This is a genomic window from Streptomyces sp. NPDC003456 (assembly GCF_042878735.1).
GTDB lineage: Bacteria > Actinomycetota > Actinomycetes > Streptomycetales > Streptomycetaceae > Streptomyces.
Window position 1 is genome coordinate 114,378 of record NZ_JBIAOK010000007.1, and the last position, 14,131, is coordinate 128,508.

Annotated in this window: 14 protein-coding genes; 9 read left to right on the top strand and 5 right to left on the bottom strand. The window is 73.2% G+C overall.

Translation table 11 applies throughout. The features are described 5' to 3' along the window. Positions 1-43: 43 nt before the first annotated feature. The 5 genes from ACFYWG_RS27950 (at position 44) to ACFYWG_RS27970 (ending at position 5,872) form a co-directional block, all read left to right on the top strand. Positions 44-319, top strand: coding sequence for a MoaD/ThiS family protein (locus ACFYWG_RS27950; RefSeq protein WP_003991133.1), 276 nt, complete (start codon positions 44-46; stop codon positions 317-319). A gap of 447 nt (positions 320-766) precedes the next feature. Continuing rightward, positions 767-970 (top strand): cold-shock protein, encoded by a 204-nt coding sequence (locus ACFYWG_RS27955; RefSeq protein WP_010035953.1) that lies wholly within the window; start codon positions 767-769, stop codon positions 968-970. A gap of 334 nt (positions 971-1,304) precedes the next feature. Next, positions 1,305-2,927 carry a chaperonin GroEL gene (gene groL / locus ACFYWG_RS27960; RefSeq protein WP_376327023.1) on the top strand — a complete coding sequence of 541 codons (1,623 nt, stop codon included), beginning with the start codon at positions 1,305-1,307 and terminating at the stop codon, positions 2,925-2,927. A 195-nt stretch (positions 2,928-3,122) separates the two neighbouring features. Beyond that, positions 3,123-4,244, top strand: a complete 1,122-nt coding sequence (locus ACFYWG_RS27965; protein ID WP_383503214.1) for an NADH:flavin oxidoreductase — start codon at positions 3,123-3,125, stop codon at positions 4,242-4,244. 92 nt (positions 4,245-4,336) lie between these two features. Then, the gene (locus ACFYWG_RS27970; protein WP_389204047.1) at positions 4,337-5,872 is read left to right on the top strand and encodes a carboxylesterase/lipase family protein; all 1,536 of its coding nucleotides are present in this window, start codon (positions 4,337-4,339) and stop codon (positions 5,870-5,872) included. A 13-nt stretch (positions 5,873-5,885) separates the two neighbouring features. On the opposite strand, the gene ACFYWG_RS27975 is transcribed toward ACFYWG_RS27970, so the two are convergent. Beyond that, positions 5,886-6,455, bottom strand: coding sequence for a hypothetical protein (locus tag ACFYWG_RS27975; protein ID WP_383503218.1), 570 nt, complete (start codon positions 6,453-6,455; stop codon positions 5,886-5,888). Between the two features lie 292 nt (positions 6,456-6,747). Here ACFYWG_RS27975 and ACFYWG_RS27980 point away from each other — a divergent pair, with 292 nt between their 5' ends. Then, positions 6,748-8,799, top strand: coding sequence for a hypothetical protein (locus ACFYWG_RS27980; RefSeq protein WP_389204048.1), 2,052 nt, complete (start codon positions 6,748-6,750; stop codon positions 8,797-8,799). Between the two features lie 60 nt (positions 8,800-8,859). On the opposite strand, the gene murQ is transcribed toward ACFYWG_RS27980, so the two are convergent. Both murQ and ACFYWG_RS27990 read right to left on the bottom strand, forming a co-directional pair. Then, positions 8,860-9,819 carry an N-acetylmuramic acid 6-phosphate etherase gene (gene murQ / locus ACFYWG_RS27985; protein ID WP_389204049.1) on the bottom strand — a complete coding sequence of 320 codons (960 nt, stop codon included), beginning with the start codon at positions 9,817-9,819 and terminating at the stop codon, positions 8,860-8,862. A gap of 46 nt (positions 9,820-9,865) precedes the next feature. Further along, positions 9,866-10,801 (bottom strand): MurR/RpiR family transcriptional regulator, encoded by a 936-nt coding sequence (locus ACFYWG_RS27990; RefSeq protein ID WP_383503224.1) that lies wholly within the window; start codon positions 10,799-10,801, stop codon positions 9,866-9,868. Positions 10,802-10,856: 55 nt separating this feature from the next. Between ACFYWG_RS27990 and ACFYWG_RS27995 the strand changes: the two genes are divergently transcribed. Together ACFYWG_RS27995 and ACFYWG_RS28000 are read left to right on the top strand one after the other, a co-directional pair. Further along, complete coding sequence (locus ACFYWG_RS27995) at positions 10,857-11,240, top strand: hypothetical protein (RefSeq protein WP_376327012.1); 384 nt, start codon at positions 10,857-10,859, stop codon at positions 11,238-11,240. 7 nt (positions 11,241-11,247) lie between these two features. Then, positions 11,248-11,535: a DUF4031 domain-containing protein gene (locus ACFYWG_RS28000; RefSeq protein ID WP_376327010.1), complete on the top strand. Its 288-nt coding sequence runs from the start codon at positions 11,248-11,250 to the stop codon at positions 11,533-11,535. Here the strand turns inward: ACFYWG_RS28000 and ACFYWG_RS28005 are convergent. After that, positions 11,505-12,584 carry a GNAT family N-acetyltransferase gene (locus tag ACFYWG_RS28005; RefSeq protein ID WP_389204050.1) on the bottom strand — a complete coding sequence of 360 codons (1,080 nt, stop codon included), beginning with the start codon at positions 12,582-12,584 and terminating at the stop codon, positions 11,505-11,507. The genes ACFYWG_RS28000 and ACFYWG_RS28005 overlap by 31 nt on opposite strands. A 10-nt stretch (positions 12,585-12,594) precedes the next feature. Further along, on the bottom strand, positions 12,595-13,257 hold the full coding sequence (locus tag ACFYWG_RS28010; protein WP_389204051.1) for a hypothetical protein: 663 nt from the start codon (positions 13,255-13,257) through the stop codon (positions 12,595-12,597). Positions 13,258-13,403: 146 nt separating this feature from the next. Here ACFYWG_RS28010 and ACFYWG_RS28015 point away from each other — a divergent pair, with 146 nt between their 5' ends. Continuing rightward, entirely contained in the window at positions 13,404-14,081 is a 678-nt protein-coding gene (locus ACFYWG_RS28015) for a maleylpyruvate isomerase family mycothiol-dependent enzyme (RefSeq protein ID WP_389204052.1), read from the top strand. Positions 14,082-14,131 lie beyond the last annotated feature (50 nt).

The following is a 14,131-nucleotide window of genomic DNA, read 5'->3' on the forward strand; positions in this document are numbered from 1 at the left end:
CGCGCCCCAGCCGTAGCTCAAGAAGAACCGGAGGACATGTCCGATGAGCGTCACCGTTCGCATCCCCACCATCCTGCGCACCTACACCGGCGGGCAGGCCGAGGTCGCCGCCGAGGGCGCGAACCTCGGGGAGGTCATCGCCGACCTGGAGAAGAACCACACCGGGATCGCCGCCCGCGTGCTGGACGACCAGGGCAAGCTGCGGCGGTTCGTCAACGTGTACGTCAACGACGACGACGTGCGGTTCGAGCAGGGGCTGGAGACGGCCACGCCGGACGGTGCCGGAGTGTCGATCATCCCGGCGGTCGCCGGCGGATGAATCCGGCCGACCGGCTTGATTGTTACCTGGAGTAATGCCGGTCACCGAGCGTGCATCGAATTGCCCCCACCGTGAGAGAAGCGGAGGGGGCAATTCTGTGTGATTGAGCGCGGTACAGTTGGGGAACGCGTTCCGGATCCACCGACCGGAACCCTGAATTCCTGCCGCGAGCCCGACAAGATGTAGCCAAAGTGTGCACGTCTTTCGCGGCTTTTGTTCTTTTTGTGCGGCCCGACTTGCCCCGAATTCGGGCGAATTCTCCCTACATTCCGGACCCTGTGCGTCCAGAATTCTCGTCCGATTGACCTGTTGCAGACGGCAGTTGGACAGATACATTCAGCCGCGGTCGACGCGTTCCGGCGCACGCCCCCAACCGTGGGGGGTGAGGTCTGACCCGGATCCGCGAAGTGTGGATCTGTGCAAGGGCCAGTAATAGGGGAGTTAGGCATGGCTCAGGGCACCGTCAAGTGGTTCAACGCGGAGAAGGGGTACGGCTTCATCGCGGTCGACGGTGGTGCGGATGTTTTCGTCCACTACAGCGCGATCCAGATGGACGGCTACCGCACCCTGGAAGAGGGCCAGCGGGTCGAGTTCGAGATCTCGCAGGGCCAGAAGGGGCCGCAGGCCGACATGGTTCGCGTCTCTGCCTGAACGCGCACCACGACCATCAGCTCACGCGACCGGTCTTCGCTGAAGGGTCCGCACCCCCCGGGGTGCGGGCCCTTCCGCTTGTCCGGGTGCCGTGCGCGGCCGTGTTCGCGGGCGGCTGAGCGCCCCGCCTCATCCCCGGAGGCGCTTGCACTCGCAGGGGTCGAGTGCTAATCATTGGCGTTAGCACTCTGAAGGTGAGAGTGACAACGTAAGGACCGGGTCGGTGAGGCCCGCAGGCCGAAGTGGGAAGGAACCACGAGGCCGGCGAGCCGTCCGTCGCGGGCGCGGGCGCGGTCCGGAGTCATCACCCCCAGTCCTGGAGGGACCACTTCACATGGCCAAGATCATCGCGTTCGACGAGGAGGCGCGGCGCGGCCTCGAGCGCGGCATGAACCAGCTCGCGGACGCCGTGAAGGTGACGCTCGGCCCCAAGGGCCGCAACGTCGTCCTCGAGAAGAAGTGGGGCGCGCCCACGATCACCAACGACGGCGTCTCCATCGCCAAGGAGATCGAGCTCGAGGACCCGTACGAGAAGATCGGCGCCGAGCTGGTCAAGGAAGTCGCCAAGAAGACGGACGACGTCGCCGGTGACGGTACGACCACGGCGACCGTCCTCGCCCAGGCCCTGGTGCGCGAGGGTCTGCGCAACGTGGCCGCCGGTGCCAACCCGATGGCGCTCAAGCGCGGTATCGAGAAGGCCGTCGAGGCTGTCTCCGCCGCCCTGCTCGAGCAGGCCAAGGACGTGGAGACCAAGGAGCAGATCGCCTCCACGGCCTCCATCTCCGCCGCCGACACCCAGATCGGCGAGCTCATCGCCGAGGCGATGGACAAGGTCGGCAAGGAAGGCGTCATCACCGTCGAGGAGTCCCAGACCTTCGGTCTGGAGCTGGAGCTCACCGAGGGTATGCGCTTCGACAAGGGCTACATCTCGGCGTACTTCGCCACCGACATGGAGCGTATGGAGGCCGTCCTCGACGACCCGTACATCCTGATCGCCAACTCGAAGATCTCGAACGTCAAGGACCTGCTCCCGCTCCTGGAGAAGGTCATGCAGTCGGGCAAGCCGCTGCTGATCATCGCCGAGGACGTCGAGGGCGAGGCCCTGTCGACCCTGGTCGTCAACAAGATCCGCGGCACCTTCAAGTCCGTCGCCGTCAAGGCCCCGGGCTTCGGCGACCGCCGCAAGGCGATGCTGCAGGACATCGGCATCCTCACCGGCGGCGAGGTGATCTCCGAGGAGGTCGGCCTCAAGCTGGAGAACGCCACGCTCGACCTGCTGGGCCGCGCCCGCAAGGTCGTCATCACCAAGGACGAGACCACCATCGTCGACGGTGCCGGCTCGGCCGACCAGGTCCAGGGCCGCGTGAACCAGATCCGCGCCGAGATCGAGAACAGCGACTCGGACTACGACCGCGAGAAGTTGCAGGAGCGCCTGGCGAAGCTCGCCGGCGGTGTCGCGGTCATCAAGGCCGGTGCCGCCACCGAGGTGGAGCTCAAGGAGCGCAAGCACCGCATCGAGGACGCCGTGCGCAACGCCAAGGCGGCCGTCGAGGAGGGCATCGTCGCCGGTGGTGGCGTGGCCCTGCTGCAGGCCTCCCAGGTCTTCGAGAAGCTGGAGCTCGACGGTGACGAGGCGACCGGCGCCAACGCCGTGAAGCTCGCGCTGGAGGCCCCGCTGAAGCAGATCGCCGTCAACGGTGGTCTCGAGGGCGGCGTCGTCGTGGAGAAGGTCCGCAACCTCACCGTCGGCCACGGCCTGAACGCCGCGACCGGTGAGTACGTCGACATGATCGCCGAGGGCATCATCGACCCGGCGAAGGTGACCCGTTCCGCGCTGCAGAACGCCGCCTCCATCGCCGCGCTGTTCCTCACCACCGAGGCCGTCATCGCCGACAAGCCGGAGAAGGCCGCCGCGCCGGCCGGCGGCGGCATGCCGGGCGGTGACATGGACTTCTGATCGACCCCGTCGATCGACGTCCTTTCCGAGGGCGGCACCTCCTGTTCCGGCAGGGGGTGCCGCCCTCGGGCGTGTGCGGGATCACACCGGGGCGCGGGATGGGGCGCCGGGGCCGGACCGTTGAACCCAACGTCCTATGCGCATGCACATACTGACCGGTATACGCATACTGTCCGGTATCCGAAGGAGCCCCACGTGACCGACGCCGCCACCCGCGCAGCCGACCTCCTGTCCCGGCCCGTCACGCTGAACGGCCTGACCGTCCCGAACCGGATCGCGATGGCCCCGATGACCCGCATGTTCTCCCCGGGCGGCGTGCCCGGCGAGGACGTCGTCTCCTACTACGCGCGCCGCGCCGCCGCCGGGGTCGGCCTGATCGTCACCGAGGGCACCTACGTCGGGCACGAGTCGGCCGGGCAGAGCGACCGCGTCCCGCGCTTCCACGGCGAGGAGCAGCTCGCGGGCTGGGCGAAGGTCGCCGAGGCGGTGCACGCCGCGGGCGGCACGATCGTGCCGCAGCTGTGGCACATCGGCATGGTCCGCAACCAGGGCGAGCCGCCCGTCGCCGACGCCCCCGCCGTCGGCCCCTCCGGGCTGCGCATCGGCGCCGACGAGCCCACCGGCAAGGCCATGACCCAGGCCGACATCGACGCCGTCATCGGGGCCTTCGCCGAGGCCGCCGCGGCCGCCGAGCGCATCGGCTTCGACGGCGTGGAGCTGCACGGCGCCCACGGCTACCTGCTCGACCAGTTCCTGTGGGAGGGCACCAACCGCCGCACCGACGCCTACGGCGGCGACCGGGTCGCGCGCGCCGCGTTCGCCGCGGAGATCGTCGCGGCCGTCCGCGAGAGCGTCTCGGCCGACTTCCCCGTCATCTTCCGCTACTCGCAGTGGAAGCAGGAGGCCTACCGCGCCCGCCTCGCCGAGACGCCCGAGGAGCTGGAGTCGATCCTGACCCCGCTCGCGGCCGCCGGCGTCGACGCCTTCCACGCCTCCACCCGCCGCTACTGGGTCCCCGAGTTCGACGACTCCGACCTGAACCTCGCCGGCTGGACCAAGAAGATCACCGGCAAGCCCGCCATCACCGTCGGCTCGGTCGGCCTGAACGGCGCCGACTTCCTCAAGTCGTTCCAGGGCGAGGGCGCCGAGGTCGGCGACCTCGACAACCTCCTCGATCGCTTGGAGCGCGACGAGTTCGACATGGTCGCCGTCGGCCGCGCGCTGCTCCAGGACCCCGAGTGGGCCCGCAAGGTGCTCTCCGGCCGCTTCGACGCCCTCGCCCCCTACGACCCGTCCGCCCTGAAGACCCTCGGCTGAGGCGGTCGGGCGCAGGGCGCCCGCAGCCCCTCGCGACGGCCCAGGGACACTGAACGCGCGCCTGTCCGACGGCACTTCGTGAGGAGACCCAGATGACGACGTCCGAGCCCCGCCCCACGACGGACCGCCCCGGGCCGGTGGTGCGCACCACCGCCGGCGCGGTCCGCGGCCGCACGGAGGAGGGGCTCGCCGTCTTCCGCGGCGTCCCCTTCGCCGCGCCCCCGGTCGGCGAGGCCCGCTTCCAGGCGCCCCGGCCCGCCCTGCCCTGGGACGGCGTGCGGGAGGCCCGCGCCTTCGGCCCGCCGCCCCCGCAGGACCTCGGCCTGATGGCCGGCCCGGGCCTGATCGACGTGCCCGGGGGCGACGAGTGGCTCACGGTCAACGTCTGGACGCCCGACCCGGACCCGGCCGCCCGCCGCCCGGTCATGGTGTGGATCTACGGCGGCGCCTACAAGCTCGGTCACGCCGGCAGCCCCGGCTACGACGCCCGGCACATCGCGGCCGACGGCGACGTCGTGGTCGTCACCTTCAACTACCGCGTCGGGATGGAGGGTTTCGCCGCCGTCGAGGGTGCTCCCGCCAACCGGGGCCTGCTCGACCAGGTCGCGGCCCTGGAGTGGGTGCGGGACAACATCGGGGCGTTCGGCGGCGATCCGGGGCTGGTCACGCTCTTCGGCGAGTCCGCCGGCGCGGGCTCGATCGCCTCGCTGCTCGCCATGGAGCGGGCCGCCGGACTGTTCCACCGCGCCATCGCGCAGAGCGTGCCGGGCACGTTCTTCTCCGCCGAGCTCGCCGCCGACATGGGCCGCGCCCTCGCCGCGGAGCTGGGCCTGCGCCCCACCGTCGCGGAGCTGTCGGCGGTGGACCCGCGCCGGCTGCCCACGGCGGGCGAGACGCTGAGCACCAAGATGACCCAGTACGTGGACCGCTGGGGCCAGGCGGCGCCCACCGTCACGCCGTTCGCCCCGGTCGTCGACGGCGACATCCTGCCGCAGACCCCCTGGCGGGCCCTGGCCGCCGGAGCCGCCCGGGACGTGGGTCTGGTCGTCGGGCACAACCGCGAGGAGTACCGCCTCTTCCTCGCCATGGCCGGGCACCTGGGCGGGGTGGACGAGGAGCGGGCGGCCTCGGCCCTGCGCCTGTTCGCGCCCGGCGGCGAGCAGTCCTACCGCGCTGCCTTCCCCGGCGCCCGCGCGCGGGAGCTGTACGAACGCGTGCAGACGGAATGGCTGTTCTCCATGCCGTCCCTGCACCTGGCCGAGGCCCAGCACGCGGGCGGCGGCACCGCGCACGTCTACGAACTGACCTGGCCCGCACCCGCCGACGGCGGCGCGCTCGGCGCCTGCCACGCCCTGGACATCCCGCTGCTGTTCGGCACCTACGACGCGGACCTGGGAGCCCTGTTCTTCGCGGGCGCCGAGCCGTCCGCCGAGGCCCTGGCGCTGTCCGCCCGCTTCCGCTCCTCCTGGTCGGCGTTCGCCCGCACGGGCGACCCGGGCTGGCCGGCCTACGACGGGCAGCGGCTGGTGCAGGTGCTGGACGCGCAGCCGGTGGTCGCGCCGTACCCCGAGGAGACCGCCCGGCGCCTGTGGGAGAACCACGAGTTCCGGCCGCTGCCGCTGCTATGAGCGGCCACGACCTCTAAAGGTTGCCCATCGGCTCGATGTCGACGCGTACGGGCGTGCCCCACACGCGCAGCACCTCGTAGTCGGTGAACTCGTGGACCAGGCGGTAGGCCATGGCGGCCCGGGGCGCGCGGCGCTGGGCCGCGATGTACAGCTCGGCCTCGCGGCGGTCCCGGCGCGGGGTGCCGCACAGCTGCCAGGTCTGGCCGTTCCACAGCTCCGGCAGCCAGCGCTGCTGGGGCTGGGGGCGGTCGGCGCGCACCCCGTAGCGGGACTGGGCCGGCTCGGTCTGCGGCTGGTACGGGGCGGGTCCGTTGTACTCCGCCCGGCGGGCGGCCCTGCGCCGGGTCTCGCACAGCAGGCACAGGTCGGGGGCGCCCTCGTCGACCGGCCCGTTCGGGTGCTCCGGGCAGCGGGTGCTGGGAGCGGCGTGGGAGACGCTCTCCTCCAGCAGGTCCAGGGCCCGCCGCAGATCCGCCTTGACCTCGTGCAGCTTGGCGTCCGGGGTGTCGGCGGTCAGGGCCTCCCCGTGCTCCCCGAGCAGGCGGAGGGCACGGCCGAGTGCGGTCAGCTGGGCGTGGTTCATGCGCCCATTGTCCTCCGCCGGCCGGTGCGGCTCCCGGCGGCGCCGGGAGGGGGCGGCACGGATCCCGGCCGCGCCGTCGTGGACGGCCGGTGCGGGCGGAACGCGTGCGCCGCGCGGCAGGTCGACCCGGAGATGTCGTCATGGTGGCCTTGGGGTGGCGTACGAATGATCGACACGTGTACAACCAATCGCCCCTGATCACCGTCTAACAGGCGTATCGCGCATACACCCCGGCGTCCGCCCCACCGCACGCCGCCCCGGAATCCACGTCTGCCTGAGAGAAAGCCTGTCGATGACGTTCCGTTGGCTGTGCGGTGTCCTGCGTGTGCGCGGGAAGACCGACCTTCTGCTTGTGTCCCTGTTCGCCGCCGGTTTCGCCGCACTGCCCGTCTTCGCGCTGCTGCCGTCGCTGTGGGGCTTCGCCGTCGCCTCGCTCGTGACCTACGCGGCCGACGAGGTGCTGCACGCCCGCGCCCCCGCCTTCGTGCGGCGGCTGGCCGCGCTCCAGCTGACCCGCACCCTGCGCTTCGCCGTGCGGACGGTGATGCTGCTCGCGCTGGCCGAGCGCATGGACGCCCCGGACTCCGTCCTGGTCGCCGCGCTGGCCGTGTTCAGCGTGCACTTCACCCTGGTGATCCTCTACTCGGCCGTGCACCACGCGATCCGGCGGCGGCGCTCGCTGCCCGTGGTGGTGCGCAACCTCGACATGAGCGAGGCGGGCATCCCGCAGGCCCCGCCCGCCTTCCTGTACCGCCGCTTCCTGCGCAAGCTGCTGCACCTGGACCTGCCCGCCCACGCGGGGCTGCTCGCCGCGCTCGCGGCGGGCGCGTGGCAGGCCGCCGGGGCCGGTTTCGCGCTGACGGCCGGGCTGACGGCGGCGGCCGTGGTGGCGCTGCTCGGGCAGCTGCGCCGGGCCCGCAGGATGCCCGGCCGGGACGAGGTCATCGGCGAGGTGAACCGGCAACTGGCCGCCTACCGGCCGGAGGTGGCGCTCTACTTCAGCTTCGCGTCCGTCTCCAGGGACTTCATGTACCAGGTCAACATGTGGATCGAGACGCTGGAGCAGCTCGACCGCCGGCCGCTGATCATCCTGCGCGAGCGCGCCTCGTTCCGCTTCCTGAGCCGGACCCGGATCCCCGTCGTGTGCGTGCCGAAGGCGGACGACGTGGCGCTGCTGGAGCTGCCCGAGCTGCGGGTCGTCCTCTACCCGGGCAACGCGGGCAAGAACGTGCACATGCTGCGCGTCGCCGAGGCCAAGCACGTGTTCATCGGGCACGGCGACAGCGACAAGCTCGCCAGCAGCAACCGCGTGAGCAAGGTCTACGACGAGATCTGGGTGGCCGGCCGGGCCGGGCGCGACCGCTACCAGCGGGTGCGGCACGCCATCAGCGACTCCGCGATCGTCGAGGTGGGCCGCCCCCAGCTGTCGTCGATCCGGCTGCACGCCGACCACGTGCCCGGGCCGCTGCCGACCGTGCTGTACGCGCCGACCTGGGAGGGCTGGAGCGACGACGACTGCCACACGTCCCTGATCCCGATGGGCGTGACACTGGTCGAGAAGCTCGTCGCCGAGAACGTCCGGGTCCTCTACAAGCCCCATCCCCTCACCGGCAAGCGCTCGCCCGCGGCGGCCGAGGCGGACCGGGCCGTCCGGGAGCTGCTGCGCGCCGACAACGAGCGGCGGGACGCCGAGCGGGCCCAGGCCGCGATCGCCGGGGCCCGGCCGCGCATGGACGAGATCACGGCCCGGCTCGCCGAACTGTCCGGGCGGCTGCGCGGCGACGACGCCCAGCAGACGCGCGAGGCCCGGGTCCCGGGGCCGGACGGCGAGGCCGAGTGGCACGAGCTGCGCGCCGAGTGGCACCGCCTGTTCTGGGCGAGCCGGGGGCCGGTGAGGCACGAGGTGGTCACCGGTCAGCTGCCGACGCTGTACGAGTGCTTCGACCAGGCCGACATGCTCGTCAGCGACGTGTCGTCCGTCGTCGCGGACTTCGTGGCCAGCCTGAAGCCGTACGTCCTGACCAACGCGCACGACCTGCCCGACGCGGACTTCCGGGCGGCCTACACCACGGCCGGGGGCGCGTACCTCCTGGACCGGGACTGCACCCGGCTGCCGGAGATCCTCCGCTCGGTCCGCGAGCCCCGGCACGACCCGATGGCCTCCGAGCGCCGCGTCCTCAAGGAGTACGTCCTGGGCCCGGACCACCCGACGTCGATGCAGCGGTTCGACGCGGCGGTCGAGGCCCTCGCGGCGAAGGCGGAGGCCGAGCGGGCCCAGCCGCAGCAGGAGGAGGAGCGGCGGGTCGCCGTGGTGGTCTCGGGCCCGACGGTGCTGCTCACGTGAGCTCCCGACGCTGACGGCCCGGCGCGCGGCCGGGCCGTCAGGAGGGCCGGGGCGGCGCCCTCAGAGGCGGCCGTCCTCCGGCCGGCCCGGGGAGTGCGCTCCCAGGGCCGCCCGCAGGTGGCCGTCGGCCTCGCGCAGCAGACGGGCCGCCGTCGGGGCGTCCACACCGGCCAGGATCGTGAGGATCGCGTTCTTCACCTCGCCGTCCGTGGCGGTGAGGGCCTCCTCGATCTCCTTGTCCTCGGCGCCCGTCGCGAGGGCGACGATGCGGTGGGAGCGGGCGCGGAGCTTGTCGTTGGAGGCGCGGACGTCGACCATCAGGTTCCCGTAGGTCTTGCCCAGGCGGATCATCGTGATCGTCGACAGCATGTTCAGGACGAGCTTCTGCGCGGTGCCGGCTTTCAGGCGGGTGGAGCCGGTAAGCAGTTCCGGGCCGACGACGACCTCGATGCCGTGGTCGGCGGCGGCCGCCAGGGGACTGCCCGCGTTGCAGGACAGGCCGACGGTGAGAGCGCCCCGGCGCCGGGCGTGCTCGACCGCGCCGATCGCGTACGGGGTGCGGCCGGAGGCCGAGACGCCGACCACCGTGTCGTCCGCGGTCAGGTTCAGCGGCTCCAGATCGGCCCGGGCCAGTTCCGGTGAGTCCTCCGCGCCCTCGACCGAGGTCACCAGGGCCTGCGGACCGCCCGCGATCAGACCGACCACGCGGGAGGGGTCGGTGTTGAACGTCGGCGGGCACTCCGAGGCGTCCAGGACGCCCAGCCGGCCCGCGGTGCCCGCGCCGGCGTAGACGAGCCGGCCGCCGCGGGCCATGCGCCCGGCGACGGCGTCGATCGCGGCGGCGATCTCGGGCAGCCGCGCCGCGACCGCCGCGGCCACGGTCGCGTCCTCGCCGTTCATCAGGCGCGCGAGGTCGAGTGTGGGCAGCCGGTCGATCCCGGCCAGCTCCGGCCGGAAGGCCTCGGTGGTCAGGTCCGCCAACTCGGCTCGGACGTCACGGGATGCGGAGGCGGAGGTCATGGACGGCTCTTTCCGTGTGCTTCCGGTGCTGGGCGGGGCGGCCGGCTCAGGAACGGTGCCGGTGGGCCAGCGCCTCGTACGACGCCGAGAGCGCCGGCGCCGCCGACTCGTACGTCCGCTGCGCCACCCCCACGAACAGGCAGTCCACCACGAGGAGCTGGCCGGTCCGCGACGACATGGCCGCCGGACGCAGCTCGCTCTCCCGGGCGGTGGAGGTGGTCAGGACGTGATCGGCGTACTGCGTGACGGGGCCGTCGGGGCGGCCGGTGACGGCCACCGTCGTCGCGCCGCGCTCGAAGGCGACCCGCAGCGGCTCGATGACGTCCCCCGTCGACCCGGAGTGCGTGACGGCGATCGCGACGTCGCCCGCGCGCAGTTGGACGGCGTTGGTGACGGCCAGGTGCGGATCGCTGTGCGCGTGCGCCATCAGCCCTATGCGCAGCAGCTTCTGCGTGAGGTCCTGGGCCACCAGGCCGGACGCCCCGACGCCGTAGACGTCGGTGCGCCGGGCCGCGGCGAGCGCGGTGACGGCCGCTTGGAGCTGGACCGTGTCGAGGCCGGCCGCGGTGTCGGCGAGGGTCTGCTGCTCGTCGTAGGCGAGCTTGGCGACGACGTCGGCGATCGGGTCGTCGACGGCGATGTCCGTGGTGATGGCCGGGGCCCGGCCCGACTGCTGCTGCGCGGCGAGCCCCGCCAGGGCCAGCCGCAGGTCCCGGTAACCCGGATAGCCCAGCAGCCGGGCGGTGCGTACGACGGTCGCCTCGCTGGTGCCCGTGAGCTCGGCGAGGCCGGTGACCGTGAGCGCCGCGCAGCCGGCGGGATCACCCGCGACGGCCTCGGCGACGCGCTGCATGGAGCGCGTCATCGACGGGCCCAGCGTGCGGACCTTGGCCGCCAGGGCCGCGGGGGCGGGCGGGGCACCGGCCGTGCCGCCGGGGCCGCCGCGGTCCCGGGCGAAAATTTCCTTCACGTCACGGGTCACCCCTGAAAGATATTTTCGGCGCGGCGTCCCGGTCAAGAGTGCGCACAATGGGTGCATGGAACCCATCAGCCCCCTGGAGCAGGCGCTGCACGCCGCGCGCGCCCTCGTGCTGGCCGACCTCGTCGCGGGACGCGTCGCCGAGGCCGACGTCGTGTCGCTGGTCGAGGAGTCCGTCGTGCAACGGCGCTGGTGGGTCGAGCAGTGGCCGGAGGGCGCGCGGTACGTGGCCGGGCTGGTCGCGCAGGACGTGCAGGACGCCCTGCTGGAGCGGTACGGGCGCTGGCCCCTGTGCCCGGTGTGCGGCACCGGCCAGCCCCACGCGCTGGACGTGGAGCCGGAGTTGGGGCCCGACCCGCACTGGGTGTGCAGCGAGGCCGGGGTGAAGGTCGCCGCCGTCGGGTCGCTGGGCGAGGCCCTCGGCGGTCCGGCGTCCTCGTGAGGTCCGGGTGACGATCTACATCGACCCGCCGGCCTGGCCGGGCCACGGCCGCCTGTGGTCCCACCTGATCAGCGACGTCTCCTACGACGAACTCCACGCCTTCGCCGAGCGCCTGGGCGTGCCCCGCCGCGCCTTCGAGCGCGACCACTACGACATCCCCGCCCAGCGGTACGCGGACGCGGTGGCCGCCGGTGCGGTGGAGGTGCGCAGCCGCGAGGTGGTGCGGCTGCTGCACGCGGCGGGGCTGCGCCGGCCCAAGGGCCGCTACCCGTCGCCGGGTTCGCGCAGCTCGTAGGCCAGGTGCTCGGGGTCCTCGGCGACCTGGGTGAAGCCGGCGCGCGCGAGCACGTTCTGCGACGGCGTGTTGCCCCGCTCGACGTTCGCGACGACGGTCCGCACCTCCGGCCGGCCCAGTGCCCACCGCGACAGCGCGCGCAGCGCCTCGGTCGCGTAGCCGTGGCCGCGGGCGGCCCCGGCCAGGTCGTAGCCGACCTCGACCCGGCCCGACCCGTCCGGCACGCCGTGGAATCCCATGGCGCCCAGCGCCCGGCCGTCCGCCCGGCGGACCAGCACGTACATGCCCCACTCGGGCAGGTGGAGCCCCTCCTCGTACTGCTTGTGCACCAGCCCGGCGCCCACCCGGGTGCCGTCCATCGGGCCGCCCTCGATCCACGCGAAACCGCCGTCGCCCACCGCGGCCAGGTCGGCGGCCGCCGCCGGGGTGACGCCCTCGAGGGTGAGGCGCTCGGTGCCGATGACCGCGTTGTTGCTCCAGCGCCAGCCGGTGACCGGAGCCCGGCCGGGCAGCTCCCCGCGTCCCGTGGCCCACAGCAGCGTCCGCCAGGGTGTCTCGCCCGGCCCGACGTGCGGGAAGATCCGGGTGAGCACGAACGCGCACAGCTCCGGGGCCGGTTCGTACGCCAGCTCCAGGCCCTCGGCGATGTCGTGCGTGTGCAGCAGCACCTCGGCCACGCCCATGGCGGCGAAGCCCTCGCGGTTCGCGCTGCGGAACGGGTAGGGGTGGAAGGCCCGCACCTCGCGCGGCGCGGTGCGGATCGCGGCGGCCAGCAGCGCCCCCGTCGTGCCGATCACCCGCAGGGCGTCCGCGTTCCCGGCGCCCTCCTCCAGCACGAGGTCGAACGGCGTGTACGACTCCTGCTCCCGCCCGGCCAACTGCCCGGCGTACGCGATGAGGTCCTCCGCGATGTGCACCGCGGTCCGCCGGCAGCTCCACTCCAGCCGCCCGGCCCGCACGCCCTCCCAGTCCCGGCCGGTGACCGTCCCCAGCAGCGCCACGCACTCGGCGACGGCCTGCTCCACCTGTTCCGCACCCGTTGTCCACATGGCGGGCAGGCTACGAGGGATCCACGTCCGGCAGCGACAGCATTTCCAGCTCGGAGGCCAGGTTGTACCGGGCCGTGGCCTCCCACTCGGCCGCGCCGTGCGGGGTGCGGAACAGCCTGGGCAGGTCCAGGAGTTGACCCAGGATCGCGGCGCGGCCCGCGCGGAAGGCCGCGTTCGGCACGAAGTGGTACTCCTCGCGGACGGCGGCGGTGTACGCGGCGTACGCCGAGGGCGGCGAGGCGAGGACGGCCAGGTCGGCGTCGCACAGCACCTGCCCGTCGGGGTCGTCGCCGGCCGGGTCGTGGGTGACGGTGAGCCGGACCAGGCGGGCCACCTCGGCCACCTTGCGGTCCGGGACACCCGCCTCTCGCAGGGCCCGCTCGGCCAGCCGGGCCGAACGCTCCTCGTTCTCGGAGCGGTCGGGCAGGTACACCGCGTCGTGGAACCAGGCGGCCAGCCGCACCACGTCCGGGTCCCGGGCGTACCGCTCCAGCTCGTCGACGCGGTCCAGGACCGCCGTCAGGTGTTCCGCCGTGTGGTAGCGGCGCGCGGGCTCCTGCCAGCGGGCGAGCAGGTTGTCGGCGTAGGGCGCCGGGTCCGGCCCGCCCGCCGGGCCCCGGGCCGCCTCCAGGGCACGGACGAAGCGGACGCGCAGGATCTCGGGATCGGCCATGGGGGCATTCTCCCGCCCGGGCGGCCCGGGCACCTACCGCCCCCTCCGCCTTGCAGCTGCACGCACCAGGCCCCGCTCACCGGCGTTCACAGGTGCCGCCGATGCCCTGCGCCAAGATTCATACGACAGGCCCTGGCGTGGGGTTCATGACGACTCCTGCCGATGTGCACGACGTACGGGACCCCGAGCAGCCCGGGCGGCTGCTCGCCACGGAACGCGACGCGCTGATCCCGCTGCTGCGGGGCCGGGCCGCCGAGGACTTCGCCCGGCCGGTCGCCGCGTGCCCGGGCTGGACGGTGCGGGACGTACTGGCCCACTGCTCGGCCGCGTTGACCCGGGCGGCGGAGGGCCGGCTGGAAACGGGCGTGTTCTCGCCCGAGTCCAACGACCGGGACATCGCCGCCCGGTCCGGCTGGAGCGACGCCGAGGTCGTGGACGAACTGGAGCGCGGGATGACCGCGGCCGGGCCGGTGATCGCCCGGGCCGGCGGGAAGCTGGACGGCCTCGCGCTGGGGGAGTGGGTGCACGCCGGGGACGTGCGCGAGGCGCTGGGCGAACCGGGGGCGTACGGCGGGCCCGGGCTGACCGACGCGCTGGAACTGCTCGCCCGCCTCACCCGCGAGCGCGGCCATGTGCCGCTGCACGCCGACCTCGACGACCTGGACGAGCCGCTGCGGCTGGGCGGGAGCGGCGGGGAGCGGCCCCCGGGCCGGTTCATCGGCGACGGGCCGGCCCTCGTCAGGCTGTACACGGGACGGCCGGCCGGCGGCGCGGGGTTCGAACTCGCCGGGGTGGAGGCCGAGGAGCTGAACCTCTACGGGTGAGGCGGGCCCCGGGGCGTGGGAGGCGGCGGGAGTGGGCAGCGTAGTCTTTG